This is a genomic window from Candidatus Buchananbacteria bacterium CG10_big_fil_rev_8_21_14_0_10_42_9 (assembly GCA_002773845.1).
In the GTDB taxonomy this organism is placed as follows: Bacteria; Patescibacteriota; Patescibacteriia; order Buchananbacterales; family 21-14-0-10-42-9; genus 21-14-0-10-42-9.
In genome coordinates this window covers 1-17,307 of sequence record PEZZ01000015.1, presented here as the reverse complement: position 1 = coordinate 17,307, position 17,307 = coordinate 1, and the positions used below count along the sequence as shown (strand labels likewise).

The window sequence follows — 17,307 nt, the reverse complement described above, 5'->3', positions numbered from 1 at the left end:
TGAATAAAATAGCTTGATCAATGGAAGCAAAAAACTTTTTAACATCGCACTTTAATACCCAAACTGTTTTAGTGTGATTTTTTGATACGCTATATGAGTAAGATCTAAATTGATTAAGCGCCTTATGTGTGCCTTTATTTTTCCGGCAGGAATACGAATCAGCAATAAAGGTTTTATCAAAAAACGGATACAATACTCTGTAAATTGTGTGGTGTAATAGTCTATCCCTAACGCTGGCTTTATGGATATTTCGTGGCTTTGGGTCAGAGATATTAAATGCATGATAGGCTGAATGTTTATAGGTTTTATTAACTAAGTCATGATGCAGCGCTAAAATATTTTCCATCAAATGCAACTCAAACTGCTGAATATCTTTGCGTGAACGCTTGCCTTTTAAAAACTCTTTCCAAGCATCAAGTAAATTATCTACAGAAATGATATAATCATAGTTATTAACAAATTTAATTTTACCCATATGTCCTATTTTACCCCCCCCCAACAATTTTGCCAGTGTTAGCCAGGGCTAAACTTGCCTATAAACAATGGGTGATTTTACATCGCAATTTTCCCAGGACCGAACGTTATGGCATGGGAACAAAGATAGATATTTTATTGCTTGAACTCTTGGACCTCTTAAGAAAAGCCGCCTACGTGCAACGAGATCAAAAAATTAAGCTGCTTGAAAGCGCATTAGACAAAATTGATTCTCTACGTTTTTTTATCCAACTATCTTGGGAATTACAAGCAATATCCAATAAACAATTTAATAACTTGGGCGGAACAATTGAAGAAATTGGGAAGATGCTTGGCGGGTGGAAAAAAAGTATTATAACAAAAACTTCCGCTATACGATAAAAGCGGAAGAAAGAAAGTAGTTGCGGGAGAGCACCTGATTGCCAGCGTTCCCCTCGTTAGGGTTCTCAAACGAATTGGCGTTGACATTCCAGTAGCCGTTAGCGGCGTTCCAGTTGGCATTCACGGCCCAGATTATTGTACACTGTGCCATCCGTTCCACTGTCCTGTGAAGCTTATGCGATCTTAGGGCTGTATCGTATTTGGGATCTTAAAATCCACCAGCACAATGCACCGACTCTTTTCTTTTTTTGGAAATATACACCATCTCTTACTAAAGGCATACCCATAGCAATTCGCTCGTGCATATCTCCAAGGCGCTCTATGAAAGCCGTAACCGTCATAGTAAGCTATCCTTAAATTCATTGTGTCACATTTTTGAAAAATAATACAGGCCCTTGATCCACTTTTCTCAAAGTTTCACAAGGGCCATAGGCCTCAAACGAAAGTCTCAAAGAGACAAATGATCTTATTCAGAGTCGCGGGAGAGCACCCGAAGGCCAGCGCCCCCCCCGCCAGGGTCCACAAACGAATTGGCGCTGACACCCCAGCCGCCAGCGGCGCCCCAGCCGGCATCCACGGCCCAGAGGTTGCCGTCGGTTCCACGAATATACGCGATATTCGCGTAACCGTTGACCAGCAAGACGCCTTCCTGGCCTTGGGACTGCGCTTTGATCAGCTCAAACAGGTACGCGAGCTGGATCTCGGCAGCGGCGCCAAGCTCTGCCATAATCAGTTTGTCCGTAGACGACCGTTTCAACTGATGCACGGCGATGCTTGCCGGGAGAACATTCTTCTCGACCTTATTCAAAAATAGCTGGTCGAAGTTGTTGTCGGTCCAGCCGACGTTCGCCCTCGCCAGGTGATCTTTAGCGCAGAATTGCTCCGCGCCGTTGACCGACGCCGTTACAACTGGCGTGAGGAACGGTACGGCCTTGAGGGCTAATTCGCCCGCATTGACCTGCCTTATCATCTCACGGGGATCGTCTGTTGCGACTTGCCCCATTAGAGTTTTGATAAAGGCATTAATCTCTCCCAATTCAGACCAAACACCCATGATGAAAAACTCTGGCTTGCTCATAACTCAACTTCCTGGGCTACATTGCCCGGTTGCCATTTTGCCGCTACTCCGCGGCAGGAACTAAGGCCGCCCATTGCAGCCATAGCCAGAAACTACTTTCTTTTTGTCATTCCGAACTCCACGCGAGACCACGTCAGACGTGGCGAGGCCGCATGGCTTCGTGTTTCGGAATCTCATGAGATCCTGAAACCCGCCCGACCGAATGCTTCGGCCATTCAGGCGCGGTAAATTCAGGATGACAAGAAAGTGGCTTGTGGCTATGGCCACAGTATTTTTTATTAAAGAACGAATATTACAATATGTCACAAATGGATATTTTTGTCAACCGATTTTATCAAAATTTAATCAAAAATAACAATAAATATAGATTAAATTAAACAAAAAACCGTTTAATTACGGTCTTTGCCAAGTCAAACGAGTCGTAAAATTTTTTGCAATTCTTCCAAGCCTTTTTTAACGTCAAATTTTTCTTTTTTGGTTGGCATACTATTTTCGTGTCATCCTGAGTGAAACGAAGGATCTCTTTTTAAATTTACCTGAGATTCTTCGCTACGACCAGTCAAACTGGTCTTAGCTCAGAATGACAATTAAGGTTTAATAATCTTTACCGTTGAACTCGCTTCGCCTTTGTAAAATTTAGTATCTATCTCATCGCCTGGCTTCAAGATTGCTACATCGCGAACCACTTGCCCATTCTTTGTAACATAACTGTAGCCGCGTTTCAAGGTATTTTGCGGATTGACTGCCGACAAGTACTTTTCAATGGAGGTAAGCGAATCGGCAGCCGAATTGAGCGCTAAGGCAGTGCGCTCTCGCATTCGCTGCCAACCATCCTCCACGATTTGCACCAAGCGGCCGAGCATAAAACTGCCGCGTTCAGCAAGGCGCGTTTGCCAATTTATTAAATTAGTTTTTAGCCCTTCTAAATTATTTTCAAAAATATCAAGGATTGAACTTTCCAGCTCGGGCAACTTTTCAGTCAGCGGCGCCCAGGATTGATTAAGTATATGCGCAACCGCCGTTGGCGTTGAAGCCTCAGCATCAGCGGTTAAACTCGCTATGGGCACATCAACGTCATGGCCAATGCCAGCAATAACAGGGATGCGCGATTGAAAAATAGCCTTTGCTACATCTTCATTATTAAAAGCCTGCAAACTTTCTAAGCTACCGCCGCCGCGAATAATGACTAATACATCCACACGCTTGGCTTGCGTGTTAAAAAACTTTATCCCGTCAATTACTTGGCGCACGGCATGCGGGCCTTCTACACGGGAATCGTAAAAATAAAGCTGAAAACCGCGCGGCTCTAAATTTTTCATTAAGTCGTGAATTACCACACCGCTTTTAGAACTAATCACGCCAATGCGATGAACGAAATTTGGCACGGGCAATTTTGTTTCCGGATTAAAGTAACCGGCGGCTTCTAATTTCTTTTTTAATTTCTCATACGCCTTTTTCAACTCGCCTTCAGCGCCGAGCACTTGCAACGCTTCGGTGCGAAATGAAAATGAACCGTATTTCGCGCTCACCGTTGAATAACCAGTTACCACAATTTCCATGCCGTCCTCTAAATCAACGCCGATGGCATTGATGACATTACGCGGAATGGCGCATGTCATGGAAGCTTCAGCTTCGTCTTTGATAGACACGTACCAATAGTAATCATATTTTTTAACTTGCGTGATTTCGCCTTTCACAATCGCTACTTGCGATTCTAGCACCGCATTAATTTGACCTAAAAATTCGCTAACTGACAAAGGCTTATTGGGGTCATCTTCATACGCCTCTTCTATGTCCCCTCCGCTTAAAAAATCGTCGAGGGGGGTATTTGCAGTTTCGACTTTTTCTTTGGCAACATTCCCGGAAATAACTTCTTGAATAATTTGCAGCAATTGATGCCCATATTGCATCTGCTTTTTTTGTTTAATGCCTTTGATGTCTAGTAGGGCGGGAAATTCCGTTGGTTGTTTATCAGCTAAATCATGGATTGCCTGTTTGGACAGCACTAAATAAGGCTCAATGCCGCGGCGCTGGGCTTCGTCGCCTACCCATCTAGTGAGCCGTTTCACTAATTCAGCCGAGTGTTCGTTACTCATTTTTTTCTTTTTCTCTTTCAATTAATAACTTTTTCGCTGCATCTTTTACCATAAACGATGGTATTCCTTCAACGGTGGACTCCTCTTCTGTTGCCCCTGTTAAGGCCTCAAGTTCGTCGTTGCTTTTATTTGAAACCCAATTTTCGGCTCGTACTCTTGCCTGCTCAATTATTCTTTTAAAAGTTTCTTTCGCCAATGCAAAATCATCTCTCTCAAAAGCCAAAGCGGCTTGATACATATTATCAAGATGATTTTTTCTGTTCTGATCATCAATTTCATGAATAATATCTTCTATTTCATCTAAGGTCTGTGCGCTTTCAATCCGCTCGCTAAGCGAAGTTATAGTGACGGATTCTATTTCGTCTGGTTTAATTGATTTTGGTTCTCCTTTTTCTCTCATAATACAAATTATAGCACAGTCAGCTATTGGCTAAATAATTATTTAAGAGTAATATAAATATATATGAAAAATGCTGAAGAACTAAAAGAAAGCGCCCTGATTTTCTTGCAAAAACACTTTTTGGCGGTGGTGGCTACTGCCGATAATTCAGGCAAGCCGGAAGCGGCGGCAGTATTTTATGATATTGATGATGATTTTACTTTGCATTTTATGACTCGGGAAACTAGTCGTAAAGCTAAAAACATTTTTGATAACAAGAAGGTTGCTTTAGTTATAAATGACAACCAAGAACTAGTAACAGTCCAATTAGAAGGGGAGGCTGAGTTGGATAAAGAAGGTTTTATGCATCTAGCGGATAAATTAGCTCAAAAGCCAAGCTTGGAAAAATTAAACTTGCCAGTATTTAAACTTCCGGGATCAAACGTCATTACTTACAAAGTCAAACTTAATTGGCTGCGGATGCTTGATTGGAGCATGACTGAAGATTTAAAAATTGAAGATTACCGCGCGGCATTTAAGGAAACAGATTTATAAAACTCGCTTGACAATATTTTTTTACGTGCTATACTTTAGTTTAGTAAAGTACTTTAGTTAAATAAAGCGTTAAATTATGCCAAATTGGGACAATCAACAAACTAAAAATTTATTGCGCGCTATCCTGGCTTTAAAAAACGTTAACGAAGCCAAACGGTTTTTTCGTGATCTTCTAACGGAAAACGAACTTATTGAGTTTGCCAATCGCTGGCAAGCGGCGCAAATGCTGGAACAAAACGTGCCGTATTCCACAATTGAGAAAAAAACTGGATTAAGCTCAACTACAGTCGCGCGTGTTTCGCAGTGGTTAAATAAAGGCATGGGCGGTTATAAATTAATACTGAAACGTTTAAAATTAAACCATCATCACAACCAATCTCACTCTTTCGAGAGCGGCTTGTGGTGATTTTTAATTAAATAACCTTAACCCCTTCTCGAAAGAGAAGGGGTTTTTGTTTTCAAGCGAAAACGAAGTCAGCCTGATGGCTGATTCCAATCCGGGAACCCAAAACGAAGGAGAGCTGTAGTGAAAAAGTGCCCTAAGTGTGGTCATGAACTCATGGCCATCAATGAGAAGATTGTTTACCAAGGTCATTACATGCCCGCGGGCGGCGATCGCGAAATCTGGCACTGCAGCAACTGCAGGTACCAAGAACCCATGGAGTCAACCAAGTAACCAAGCCCACCCCACGACCACTAGGCCGGGAGGATAAAAAAGATGAAACGCAAGGCGCAAGTCCTCGTGATTGGGTCGGCGTTTGATGCGCTCAAACCCGATCCAATACAGTTGAAACTGGCAGAAGAAATCGGCTGGCTTGTAGCCAGGCGAGGTGGGTATTTGATGTACGGCGCGGAACCCGACGTTGATTCCTATCCGACAGTGGCAGCCCGGGCAGCGAAAAAAGCGGGCGGCATAACCGTTGCGTTTCCGCCTGGAAGCAGCATGAAACTGTATGACAACAATGCGGCTTCCATCATCTGCCCACTCTCGGTTGACCGCGGCGGTCCCCGCGAGGCGTTACTTTCACGCATGGCACACGCTGTCATCCTAATTCGGGGAGGCAGCGGCGGTGCGACCGAAGCGCTCGCAGCCTATCAGGGTCTCGTCCCGCTTATCTGCATGGCGGGCAGCGGCGGGTGGGCCGACCGTTTACTCGAACAGCCAATCGATGAAAGGGCAACCGGACGTGTTGTATTGGCAGCCAAAACCGCAGGGGAGGCGGTTCGTTTAGCGGGACTACCGCCTACGGACCGTTCACCTATGGGTCACTAGACGAACGCGCATCAATTGCCGGCCGGCTTGGGAAGTTTTACCAGGCCGGCTGGTTTTCTTGTATGTAAAAACCCCGCATGGGGGCGGGGTATTCCTCCTTTTTTAAAGGAGGTGTCCACCAGTGGTGGACGGAGGATTTACCAAATTTTGAAATTCCCCCTGACAATAGCAACATGTTGCGTCCGAGGACACAATATATTGTGTCCCTACAATAATTAAAAGGGAGAATTTATAACAACGGCGCAATAACGAGCGCAACCAAAGCCATGACGTTAATCAAGATGTTCAGTGACGGACCGGACGTGTCTTTAAACGGATCGCCAACGGTGTCGCCGGTAACTGCCGCCGCGTGCGTGGGCGTGCCTTTGCCGCCAGCATGCCCTGATTCAATATATTTTTTCGCGTTATCCCAAGCGCCGCCGGCATTCGCCATCATCACAGCCATTAAAAACCCACAGGCGATTGCTCCGGCAAGCATCGCAATCAGTGCTTCAGGGCCAAGGCCAAATCCAACAATAATTGGCATTGAAACGGCAATCAACCCGGGTGCTATCATTTGCTTTAAAGCGGCTGAAGTTGAAATATCAATGCAACGTTTATAATCCGGTTTAGCTGTTCGTTCCATAATCCCGGGAATTTCTTTAAATTGCCGGCGCACTTCTTGCACCATTTCCATGGCCGCCTTACCAACTGCTTTCATAGTTAAAGATGAAAAGAAAAATGGCAGCATCGCACCAACATATAACCCAACAATCAAACGGGGATTTATAAGAGAAGTATCTCCAAGCGTGCCCACCGTGCGTGAAAAGGCAAACATTAAAGAAAGGGCGGCTAGCGCGGCCGCGCCAATAGCAAAGCCTTTGCCGATCGCGGCTGTGGTATTGCCTAAAGCGTCTAATTCGTCGGTTCGTTCACGTACATTCTCGGGAAGTCCTGCCATCTCGGCTATGCCGCCGGCATTATCAGCCACCGGACCGTAAGCATCAATGGCTAAAGTAATGCCGAGTGTTGAAAGCATACCAACGGCGGCGAGCGAAATTCCGTAAATCCCGCTAATTAAAGAATCAAAACCATGCCCGAACCGAAAAGCAAGTAAAATTGTAGCCGACACAACCAAAACTGGCCCCACCGTGCTTTGCATACCAACGGAAAGCCCGGCGATAATATTAGTTGCGCCACCGGTTTCTGAAGCAGTCACAATGTCTTTGGTGGGTTTAAATTTTGAGGAAGTGTAATATTCAGCAATTTGGCCAATTAAAATACCGGCAACTAATCCAGTTAATATAGCGTAAAACAAATTAATGTCGCCCATTAGTTGAGTGGTTAAATAAAAAGCCGCGCCAATAACTAAAATAGAAGCGACATAAACACCAATGTTCAAAGCTTTGTGCAGCGAGCTTTCTTTTCTGACTCGAACAAAAAAACTGCCGACCACAGAAGCCACAATTCCGGAAGCGGCCAGCATCAATGGTAAAAGTAATGCTTCAGCTTTGCCGGTGTAAGCAAGCGCGCCTAACGTTAAAGCGGCAATTAAGGACCCAACATAGCTTTCGGTTAAATCCGCACCCATGCCAGACACATCTCCGACATTATCACCTACATTATCTGCGATTACTGCTGGATTGCGTGGATCATCTTCCGGGATATTTGACTCAACTTTGCCGACTAAATCCGCGCCAACGTCGGCGGCTTTGGTGTAAATGCCGCCGCCAACCCTAGCAAATAAAGCAATTGAAGAAGCGCCTAAGCCAAAACCATGAATCACATGCGGATCGTTAAAAATGTAATACAGAACGCTTACCCCAAGCAGCCCCAAGCCAGTCACAGATAAAGCCAGCACCGAACCAGACATAAAAGCTATCGGCAAAGCTTTGGCAATACTTTCGGTGGCCGCTTGGGAGGTTCGAACATTTGCCATAGTCGCCACCCGCATACCAATAAATCCAGCCAAACCCGAGCTAATCGCGCCATACACAAAAGCAATCGTTGTTTCTCCATCTAAAAAAACAAAAATTAGCGCGCCAACCACAATTACAAAAATGGCTAAGACTTTGTATTGCCGCCGCAGATAAGCGTTAGCGCCTTCAGAAATCGCTTGGGCGATTTCATTCATCGCGTCATTTCCGGTTGGTTGTTTTTTGATTCGTAAATAAAAAATTAGAACAAAAATTAAAGAGAACGCGGCACCAGCCAAAGGAAGAAATTGGGTGTAACTCATAGTAAAATATTATACATTAATATTTCATTAACGACTAGGTTAACTAAACTTCATTAACGGCGGTATCGTCAGTTTCAATTTCTGTAATCGTGGCTTCAGCTTTCGAATCAGTTTTATCCTTGGGCTTATCTTCAGCTAGGTCAGCTTGGAGTTCGGCTTTTGATTTTGATTCGCTTTTCTCTGGTTCAGACTTTTTTTCATTCGCCTCAATTTCGGGCGTATCTTCAGATTTGGATTCTTTTAGGTTTCCTGCTTTAGCCGGCTCGCCGCCCTCAGCCACGTCTTCAAATTCTTTTTTAACTACGCCCTCTTCAGTAATTTGTTCGCCTGAGCTTGAAACAATATCAATTTTCCAACCAGTCAGCTCAGAGGCTAAATGAACGTTTTGGCCAGACCTTCCAATAGCTAAAGACAATTGATCTTCTTCAACTTTTGCGACCGCGCTTTTTTCGTCTTCGTTTAACTCCACTTCGGTAACTTTAGCCGGCGCTAAAGCATTGGTAATATAAATAGCCGGGTCGTCGCTATATTCAACGATATCAATTTTTTCTCCCTTAAGTTCCGTAATAATTGTTCTCACGCGGGCACCCCGCTGGCCGATACATGAGCCAATCGGGTCAATATTTTCTTCTTCAGTAAATACCGACACCTTGGAACGAGATCCGGCATCACGGGCAATGCCTTTAATTTCTACTGAGCCCGAAGCAATCTCCGGAACTTCTGAGGCAAATAAATTTTTAACAATGTTAGTGTGGGCACGAGACAAAATAATTTCTGGGCCTTTAGTAGTTTTTTCAACACTCACCACGTATACTTTAATGTGATCCCCTGGCTTATAATGTTCAAAAGGAATTTGTTCGTCATTTGGCAAAACGCCGGTTACCCGACCCAAGTCAACTAATACCCGTCGGCCTTCTTGCCGCTGAACCGTGCCGACAATCATCTCATCTTCCTTGTCTTTAAATTCATCAAATAAAACTTCGCGTTCGGCTTCGCGTAATTTTTGGGTAATCACTTGTTTAGCTGTTTGGGCGGCCATGCGGCCAAATTCACCCGGGACTTCAAGTTCGGTCACAATTTCATCTCCAACTTTAGCGTCCTTTTTAACTTCTTTAGCGTCGGAGATTTGAAGGTCGGTTTTAGGATTAAATTTCTTTTCTTCTTCCGCCTCTTCGCCCACCATGTCACTTTCTTTTTTATCTGACTTATCTTCCGCTTTCTCCTCAATTTTTGCTATATCTTTTTTTATCGGCTTAGCAGGCTTTTTAGCTTCGGTTTGAGCTACCGCTTCGGCTTCAACTAATGCTTCTTCCGGCACATCCTCAACCACAGTTTTGACATCAAAAACTTTAATCTTGCCAGTATCAATATCAAAATCAACTTTGATGTTTTGCGTTTTATTTCCAAAGTCTTTGCGATATGCAGCGGCCAAGGCCGCTTCGATTGTTTCCAAAACCGATTCGTACGAAATGCCTTTTTCGTCGCAGATGTATTTCACGGCTTGAGCAATTTGTGATTCTGCCATAATGATGTGGTGTCATTCCGGACTTGATCCGGAATCTCTATTAGATAGAGATCCTGAAACAAGTTCAGGATGACAATTATTAGTTATCAAAAATGGTAGCCGCCATGGCTACCAATTCAGAATAATTCTTAAGTACCTATAGCTTACTTCATATTTCAAGCTTTGTCAAGTGGCCAACAAAAAAATCCCTTACTCAGGGATCTTTTTGTTAAAGAAGCCGCTAGCTTAGAGAACGGCTTCTTTGGTCGCTTTAGCAACGCGGAACTTAACCACGGTCTTGGCTGGAATTTGAATCTCCTCACCGGTGGCTGGGTTGCGTCCCATTCTTGCCTTGCGGTGAACTTTGACCAACTTTCCAAGCCCGTGCAAGCTGAACTCGCCATCGCTTTTGACTTGCTTCAAAGCAAGCGCAACGTACGCGTCCAAGAAAGCGGCGGCTTCCTTTTTGCTAACGCCGGCCGCTTCTGCGACTGCTTCGAGTGTTTGTGACTTAGTCATGCCCATAGGTGTGACTTAGTTTATTAATAAAATTATTCTACAAAAGCCTAAATATCTTAGCAAATTTGTTCTTTTTTGTCAGGTTTTAATCAAGGAACAAATTGTGGATAATACTTTTGGCTTTGGTGATGACCTATTATATCACAATATTTTGGTAATGGCGAATAGTTGGGGGCAGCCAACGTGAGCGAATGTCAACGGCGATAACGTCAATGCGAAAATCATCGATCACTTCTGGATGAAAATTAATGTACCGATACGCCGCCTGTACCAACGCCGAAAGCTTATCAGAAGTGACGGCTTCTTCGGGCAAACCAAAATTTTGACTGGTCCGCGTTTTAACCTCAATAAACACAAGCGTTGGACCGTCATACATGATTAAATCAATCTCACCGCGGCGAGTGTTAAAGTTTGATTGCTCTTCGCGATAGCCAATTTTACGCAAGTATTTTCGGGCAATTTTTTCGCCCCAAAAACCAAGCTCTTTTTTGGATAATTTTTTTCTGGAAAGTAAAAAGGCCATAGATATCTATGGCGCCGTGAAATAACTTTTAACAATTAACAGTTAACTTTTAACATTATAACAAGGTTTTTCCCTTTTGTCGTCCTGAACTTGATTCAGGATCCACGATTTCTGGACCCCCGATCAAGTCTGGGGCGACACCAAGTTACGGTAAATACTTTTCAAATTCTCTTTGCCGCTGCCGGTCTGCCTTGTAGTTAGGTACCCGTTTGATTAAGTTATACAGGCCGTAAACGAACCAGGCGGCAAAGACTAAAAATAAAATTACAAGCCAAAACCGCATACTTAAAATGTAAACATTTTCGTATGCTAACCAAGCGTATAAGAACCCAACCAGCGAAACAGTAAAAAAATTGGCTTGCAATCGGCGCAAGGCTTTAACTAAGATGTGGTCCTTTTTTCTTGCCTGAATCAAAATTGTAACTACAATGCCGGCTACGAATAAAATTCCAAAAACCGCAAGCAAAATGGTTAAATTAGCACCGGACAAAAACCCGGGGCTGGAATTAAATAAAACTTTAGGCCGGAAGAAATTTAGAATTGATGATACGCTCATTAAATTGTGGTACTAATTTTAATTATCGTCCTCTCCGGCATCGGAGAGGGAGAAATGTTAAAACTTCTTAAACGGGTTTTACAAAAACTAATCCAAAATGGTACGGGCCAGCTTCAAATTCTTTAACAAAACTAAAACCCACCTTTATGGCTTTCTTTTTTAACTCATTTGGGTTCACTCTGTCAACTGTCGGCGGGCCAAAGGGCTTAGATTCTTTTTTCCAATCTACAATGACCAAAGTCCCTTCACCCTTTAACATGCGTTTAGCTTCGCGCAAAATTTCTTCATGGCCTTTAGATTGAAATAATATATTAATTAAAGTTGCCGCATTTAAACTTTTATCTGCAACTTTTGTCGCGCCAGGCACTTCCAAATTAGACCAGACGGTTTTAACATTTTTATATCCTTCCAAGCGGGCGCGAGAAGCCACGTTTTGCAACACTGATTTTAAAATATCCACCGCGTAAACAGTGCCATCTTCACCGACTAAGCGCGCGGCTGGAATCACAAAATGCCCAACTCCACCGCAACCTAAATCAGCCACTGTTTGACGTTCGGCAATTTCGGCTTCCTGCCAAATTTTTTGCGGGTCTAATAACTGCGTACCCCCAGAGATATGAACCATAATAACGAATAGCATCAGCCAGAGGCCAATCGCCCTCTGGGTGAAATGGCGTATAGCCAATAGTTAATTAAACAAATATTCCAATTTGATTAAATTATATCAGGTATTATATGAACTGTCATTTGCTCATCAACTGATGAATTGGTCGAAATGAAAAACGATGCAACGCGCATGGGCCGAACTTTTTTAAACGGCTTTGGTGCAGACGGGTGCCGTACCCCATATGACTACTAAAACCATATTCGCCATATTCTTGGTCGTGTTCCAGCATTAATTTATCCCGCGCCACCTTGGCTACTATCGACGCGGCAGAGATTGAAAAAACTTTGCGATCGCCGTGAATGATAGCCGTGTGAGAAATATCATCCTGCAGTTTATAGGCATCAACCAAAACATGTTCTGGAATAATTGATAAATTTTGTAACGCCCGTTCAAAAACCAACTGGCCGGATTTAGTTAAGCCCAAATGATCAATTACTTTTTCCGAAACTACACCGATGCCGTAACTTGAACAGTTTTCAATAATCCACTGAAATGCTTTTTCCCGCTGTTTTTGATTCAACAATTTGGAATCGCGAATAAATATTTTATAAGTTTTAGTGGGGCGGCGGATATTTATTGGAAAAATTACTGCCGCTGCCACCAACGGCCCAGCCCAAGCCCCGCGTCCGGCTTCATCTAGCCCGGCAACTAAATTTAGCCCTTTTTGCCAGAACTGCTTTTCAACTTTTGTTGGTGTGTTGACCACAAAATAAATGCTTATGTTAATAGAGTGTTGATATGTTGTTTGTACCTTGATTATAACAAGTGGAAACAGCGTTGAAAATAAACTTTTTTAATAACAAAGTTTTAAGCTAATCTAAATTAAGCGAAAATATTGCGTATTGACGAAAGTTTTTAACATGTTACGTTGAAATTACCATGAATAATGTAAAGTGCGTTTATGCCCCGAAGAACAATCAGGCAAACCGACCGGGCAATCAAAGCCGAGGAGGACCTAATCTCCTGCTATGCTGAGATGGCCAAGAAAGCGAAAGATCCGAAAGTAAAATCGGTCATTCGCGATATGATGTTGATGGAAGAAATGAACGAGGTATTACTAAAAGCCATTAGCCAAGATATCAGATAACGCACAAATTAATTTTAAAAAATAATCCCCTCCAGCCCGCGGGGGGTTATTTTTTTATTCAAATTTTTTCCACTTGAGTAAATTTATTTTTTAATGATACGATTACACCTAAGGAGATCTGCCCTGAAGTGAAATAACAAAGCCCGGGATGACTGGACTTTTATAAACATAATACTGGGCAGACCCCCGCGGGTTAAGGGAGAGTGACAATACTCATTTTGGCGTGTACCGCACTCGCGCATACTTCGTCACTCTCCCAGCTGTACCAGTTTAATCTGGTTTTTTTATTTGCTCGCGATCTTGACAACTATAAAAATTTTTGATAAAAAGTACTGAACGATCTTTCCCCTAATACTGATTCCCGGGGGTAGCGCAACAAGCGCTAGGACTGGCACACCTAAGTGCCGGTACCCAAACCCCGGGATTGGGGCGACGAGTAGCAGATGGTGCACGATAAATCGTGGCGGTGGCCGTTCCCGCTTGCGTGTCGCAATAACACGCAGCCCATCCACAACAACGACTACGCTCGTTGCTACTCGTCGCCCCGTGGGCGGGGGAATTTCGTGGACCAGGAGAGTGCATTATAACTTTGTTTCGCATGATGACCCTGGTTCTTTTTTTATTTTAAAAACCCGCTTGCGCGCGGGTGTTTTTTATTAGCCCATCGACTTCGCCACGTCAGACGTGGCTTCGCTCAGGGAATGAAAATTGATTGAACGATTTGCTATTTGCTACTTACCAATACCTCTCAAATTTTATATCTTTCATTTTTTTGAAACCCAAATTTTCAAAATATTCTGACGTCGCCTTAACCGCAATTGGATGTCCGCATAAATAAACACAAGTATCATCTTTACTCGCTTGGCCAAAATATTTTTTGGCAATTTCTGGCTCTTTAGAGAACCGGTCAAACATGCCGGTATCACCTTCATTACCGCCTAAATCTTCTGAGTCAGAAACAAACAAATAAAAAGAGAAGTTTGGGTTTCGCTTTTTTAAATCCGCTAAATACTCTTTATAACCTAAATCGCTAGGGAAGCGCACGCCAACAATTAACTTTATCTTTCTGTCTTTGACCGGATCATCTTCTTCTAAATCTTTCAACATACCAATGACTGGGGCTAAACCAGTGCCAGTAACTAAAAAAATTGCATCACGCTTATCATTTTTATCAAAAGTAAAATTACCGATCGGCCCCATAAAAGAAATTTTTTCGCCCGGCTTCAAATTAAATAATTTAGGCGTAAATTCCCCGCCTTGAACGCGCCTTATCAAAAACTCAAATTCCGGCATCATTGAAGGCGGTGATGACAAAGAGTAAGGGCGGCGGCAATCAGTCGTTTCCTCAGGTAAACAAATTTGTAAGTACTGGCCGGCCGTAAACGGAATTTTTTTCTCAGCTTTAAAATGAAAAATTGCAATCCCGGGAGCAACTTCTTGCTGAGAAACTAATTCGGCCTTAACGTCGTGAAAAAGTTCAGCCATGAACCTAGGCTTGAGCGTCGAGCTTGGAGATCAATTGTTCTTTTTCTTGAACCCCAATCATGCGGTCAACTTCTTCTCCCCCTTTAAAAATAATTAAAGTCGGGATGCTTAAAATTTGATACTTGCCCGGAGTCTCCGGATTTTCATCCACATTCATCTTAGCAATTTTAGCTTTGGTGTATTCTCTCGATATCTCTTCAATTACCGGTCCTTGAACTTTACATGGTCCGCACCATGGTGCCCAAAAGTCTACCAGCACTGGTTTATCGCTTTTTAAAACTTCTTGTTCAAAAGTGTCATCAGTTAAAATCAATTCTGCCATAGATTTAGTATTAAGAATAAAACTGAGCCGTAACTCAGTACTTTTATTATACTGGTTTCCTATTCAATGTCAAAACTGACGGTGTCATTAATCGCTAACCCATGTCGTTTGGCAAACCCGCCATTTACTTCTAGGACAAACTTAGCGTGATCTTCAGATGGATAGGTCGGGCAGATAGTTTCCAAACATGGCTCGGCGCTATAAACAATGTTTACAACCTTTCCGTACTGGTCAATAAAAATTATGTCCAGCGGAATTAAAACATCCTTCATCCAAAACCCTCTCGGCGCTGCATCATCAAAAACAAATAGCATCCCGCCGTTTTCATCAAGGTGTTTAACCCCCATTAATCCATGTTTAATCTCTTGTGGCGTCATAGCTAGCGCAACTTCAATTTTTTGTACCAAACCTTTTTGATTAACAAACGAAACAGCGATTTTGGTTTGGTCATAATAATAAAAATACCCAATCAATGCGATCGGTAACAAAATTACAATTATGCAAATTAACCAAAGCGTCTTTTTCTCCATTATTTTAATTTAAACACTTTTTCTTTCGGCGAGTTAAACTTATCTTTTACCTCTTCAAGGTATGCTTCAATGGCTTTAAAAATAGATTTGATTTCATCGTCAGTATATTCATAAAGTTGCCTATTAGCACAATTACTCAAAACTTTTAGTTTGTACAACACTTCATTCGTCCTTTTTTCGGCCAAATTTTTAAAACGGTCGCGCTTGGTATAAAACTTTGTCTTACTCATATTAGTAATATGTTATTGATAATTTTATTATATAAAACATATTAGCAATATGCAACAATTGTTCCGTGCGGAACAATTTTATATAACAATTTTAGGCACCTCTTTAATGCTTTTTAATACACCATTGGCCATCGAAAAATCATGCTTCTGAGTGTATTTGCTCGGTATCGCATAGCAATCAATCCCTGCCAACCTGGCCGTTTGAACACCACGCATTGTATCTTCAAAAACTACACACTCATTTTGTCGCAACCTAGATTTTTCTAAAGCTAACAAATAACATTCAGGGTCAGGCTTTCCTTTAACCACATCTTCTTGGACAATGCGAAACTCAAAGTATTTGTCTAATCCAGAAGACTTTATTGATGCATCAGAGTTGGCACGCTGGCTATTTGTAACGCCGGCCATTCTTATTTTTCCACGCATTTTCTCAAAAGTATCAACAACACCGTCAATGAGTATATTTTTACTCAAAACAGTTTTAACGAATATTTTATTACGTTTTTCTCTTATTTCACCTATTTTTTCATCTGAAAATCCAGCATCCTTGGCTAAAGAAAAATAACTATACTTCTCGCCAGTTAAATGTTTTGACTCAAAATATTCTTGGGTTAACTTTATTCCATGCTCAGACAACGCTTTTTGCGTAGTTTTAAAATATATAAACTCAGTATCAATTAGCAGTCCGTCAATGTCCCAAAAAATGGCCTTGTACATATTTCATCATTATAGCAAAACCCGCGTGAATATGGGTTTAAACATTTAATCTAGATTTAGTATTTGCTAAAAGCCATTTGCTATTAGCCAGATTGTGGAGATGACAGGATTCGTCCGCCAAGGGCGGATCGCCCTCTGGGCGAAACATCAACTAATAGTTATCAATTATTAAACGCACCAGTTTATTACCAACACCTGACTTTAAAAATTTCTCATGATGTAGGGCATCAGTCTTACAATAGTAGCTTTCATAAAAGATCAATTGGAAAGGACCATTATGCTTAGTCAAGGTGCTCATACCAATATTGTGCTCATAAAGCCTACGGCCAGGTAGTTTACTGGTCATGCCCACATAGGATTTATTACTTTTTAAACTTCTAAGAATATATACAAAGTACATAAAACGACGCTTTAATACGCCGTTTTAGTTAGGTGGTGAAATACTAACCTTTGCGCGAACCTTTTTCCAATCGCGAAGCGATTGACTTCGCACGCTCCGCGTGCGTGGTGACCTGAAACGAAATCGTACGCGCGAAGCGCGTGGTGATTCTCTCTGCGCGCGTCGGCCCGAGGCGCTTCCTCTCCGCGTTTAGTGGTAGCTCTATCGTCCGCTCACACTTCACAATTTAGCGTGAGCCACTAACAACATCTATTTATTACCCCAGCGCATTTTCATATACACATTACCTTTTTTCAGTTCGTATAGCATTTGA

The 17,307-nt window shown here is 42.5% G+C and carries 21 protein-coding genes and 1 pseudogene; 5 read left to right on the top strand and 17 right to left on the bottom strand.

Translation table 11 applies throughout. The features are described from left to right. On the bottom strand, positions 1 to 475 hold a 475-nt coding region (locus tag COT81_02200; protein ID PIS05253.1), incomplete at its 3' end, for a hypothetical protein. A gap of 26 nt (positions 476 to 501) precedes the next feature. On the opposite strand from COT81_02200, the gene COT81_02195 reads away from it, so the two are divergent. Continuing rightward, complete coding sequence (locus tag COT81_02195) at positions 502 to 855, top strand: hypothetical protein (GenBank protein PIS05251.1); 354 nt, start codon at positions 502 to 504, stop codon at positions 853 to 855. A 466-nt stretch (positions 856 to 1,321) separates the two neighbouring features. On the opposite strand, the gene COT81_02190 is transcribed toward COT81_02195, so the two are convergent. The 3 genes from COT81_02190 to COT81_02180 form a co-directional block, all read right to left on the bottom strand. Continuing rightward, on the bottom strand, positions 1,322 to 1,933 hold the full coding sequence (locus COT81_02190; GenBank protein PIS05250.1) for a hypothetical protein: 612 nt from the start codon (positions 1,931 to 1,933) through the stop codon (positions 1,322 to 1,324). Positions 1,934 to 2,520: 587 nt separating this feature from the next. Continuing rightward, entirely contained in the window at positions 2,521 to 4,029 is a 1,509-nt protein-coding gene (gene xseA, locus COT81_02185) for an exodeoxyribonuclease VII large subunit (protein PIS05249.1), read from the bottom strand. Beyond that, the gene (locus COT81_02180) at positions 4,022 to 4,429 is read right to left on the bottom strand and encodes a hypothetical protein (protein PIS05248.1); all 408 of its coding nucleotides are present in this window, start codon (positions 4,427 to 4,429) and stop codon (positions 4,022 to 4,024) included. Before COT81_02180 ends, xseA begins: the two co-directional genes overlap by 8 nt. A gap of 63 nt (positions 4,430 to 4,492) precedes the next feature. Here COT81_02180 and COT81_02175 point away from each other — a divergent pair, with 63 nt between their 5' ends. The 3 genes from COT81_02175 (at position 4,493) to COT81_02165 (ending at position 6,236) form a co-directional block, all read left to right on the top strand. Further along, positions 4,493 to 4,963 carry a hypothetical protein gene (locus COT81_02175; protein ID PIS05247.1) on the top strand — a complete coding sequence of 157 codons (471 nt, stop codon included), beginning with the start codon at positions 4,493 to 4,495 and terminating at the stop codon, positions 4,961 to 4,963. Between the two features lie 76 nt (positions 4,964 to 5,039). Next, positions 5,040 to 5,369: a transposase gene (locus COT81_02170; GenBank protein ID PIS05246.1), complete on the top strand. Its 330-nt coding sequence runs from the start codon at positions 5,040 to 5,042 to the stop codon at positions 5,367 to 5,369. Between the two features lie 312 nt (positions 5,370 to 5,681). Further along, entirely contained in the window at positions 5,682 to 6,236 is a 555-nt protein-coding gene (locus tag COT81_02165) for a hypothetical protein (protein ID PIS05245.1), read from the top strand. 229 nt (positions 6,237 to 6,465) lie between these two features. Here COT81_02165 and COT81_02160 read toward each other — a convergent pair whose 3' ends face one another. The 7 genes from COT81_02160 to COT81_02130 form a co-directional block, all read right to left on the bottom strand. Next, on the bottom strand, positions 6,466 to 8,454 hold the full coding sequence (locus COT81_02160) for a sodium-translocating pyrophosphatase (protein ID PIS05244.1): 1,989 nt from the start codon (positions 8,452 to 8,454) through the stop codon (positions 6,466 to 6,468). Between the two features lie 43 nt (positions 8,455 to 8,497). Then, positions 8,498 to 9,979 (bottom strand): transcription termination/antitermination protein NusA, encoded by a 1,482-nt coding sequence (gene nusA, locus COT81_02155; GenBank protein PIS05243.1) that lies wholly within the window; start codon positions 9,977 to 9,979, stop codon positions 8,498 to 8,500. 225 nt (positions 9,980 to 10,204) lie between these two features. Continuing rightward, positions 10,205 to 10,483: a DNA-binding protein gene (locus COT81_02150; protein PIS05242.1), complete on the bottom strand. Its 279-nt coding sequence runs from the start codon at positions 10,481 to 10,483 to the stop codon at positions 10,205 to 10,207. Between the two features lie 130 nt (positions 10,484 to 10,613). Beyond that, on the bottom strand, positions 10,614 to 11,000 hold the full coding sequence (locus COT81_02145; GenBank protein ID PIS05241.1) for a YraN family protein: 387 nt from the start codon (positions 10,998 to 11,000) through the stop codon (positions 10,614 to 10,616). A 145-nt stretch (positions 11,001 to 11,145) separates the two neighbouring features. After that, positions 11,146 to 11,556, bottom strand: coding sequence for a hypothetical protein (locus COT81_02140; protein ID PIS05240.1), 411 nt, complete (start codon positions 11,554 to 11,556; stop codon positions 11,146 to 11,148). A gap of 67 nt (positions 11,557 to 11,623) precedes the next feature. Beyond that, complete coding sequence (locus COT81_02135) at positions 11,624 to 12,196, bottom strand: hypothetical protein (protein PIS05239.1); 573 nt, start codon at positions 12,194 to 12,196, stop codon at positions 11,624 to 11,626. A gap of 103 nt (positions 12,197 to 12,299) precedes the next feature. Continuing rightward, entirely contained in the window at positions 12,300 to 12,998 is a 699-nt protein-coding gene (locus COT81_02130; GenBank protein PIS05238.1) for a ribonuclease HII, read from the bottom strand. Positions 12,999 to 13,124: 126 nt separating this feature from the next. Here COT81_02130 and COT81_02125 point away from each other — a divergent pair, with 126 nt between their 5' ends. After that, entirely contained in the window at positions 13,125 to 13,310 is a 186-nt protein-coding gene (locus COT81_02125; protein ID PIS05237.1) for a hypothetical protein, read from the top strand. A gap of 735 nt (positions 13,311 to 14,045) precedes the next feature. Here the strand turns inward: COT81_02125 and COT81_02120 are convergent. The 6 genes and pseudogenes from COT81_02120 to COT81_02095 all read right to left on the bottom strand — a co-directional run bounded on the left by COT81_02120 (position 14,046) and on the right by COT81_02095 (position 16,994). Next, a complete protein-coding gene (locus COT81_02120) occupies positions 14,046 to 14,795 on the bottom strand; it encodes a hypothetical protein (protein ID PIS05236.1) in 750 nt (249 codons plus the stop codon). A gap of 4 nt (positions 14,796 to 14,799) precedes the next feature. Next, positions 14,800 to 15,117, bottom strand: coding sequence for a thioredoxin (trxA, locus tag COT81_02115; protein ID PIS05235.1), 318 nt, complete (start codon positions 15,115 to 15,117; stop codon positions 14,800 to 14,802). 59 nt (positions 15,118 to 15,176) lie between these two features. Then, positions 15,177 to 15,647, bottom strand: coding sequence for a hypothetical protein (locus COT81_02110; protein ID PIS05234.1), 471 nt, complete (start codon positions 15,645 to 15,647; stop codon positions 15,177 to 15,179). Beyond that, the gene (locus COT81_02105) at positions 15,647 to 15,877 is read right to left on the bottom strand and encodes a hypothetical protein (GenBank protein ID PIS05233.1); all 231 of its coding nucleotides are present in this window, start codon (positions 15,875 to 15,877) and stop codon (positions 15,647 to 15,649) included. The genes COT81_02110 and COT81_02105 overlap by 1 nt, the downstream gene beginning before the upstream one ends. A gap of 78 nt (positions 15,878 to 15,955) precedes the next feature. Then, entirely contained in the window at positions 15,956 to 16,594 is a 639-nt protein-coding gene (locus COT81_02100) for a hypothetical protein (GenBank protein ID PIS05232.1), read from the bottom strand. 151 nt (positions 16,595 to 16,745) lie between these two features. Continuing rightward, positions 16,746 to 16,994 (bottom strand): annotated as a pseudogene (locus tag COT81_02095) (excinuclease ABC subunit C). Positions 16,995 to 17,307 lie beyond the last annotated feature (313 nt).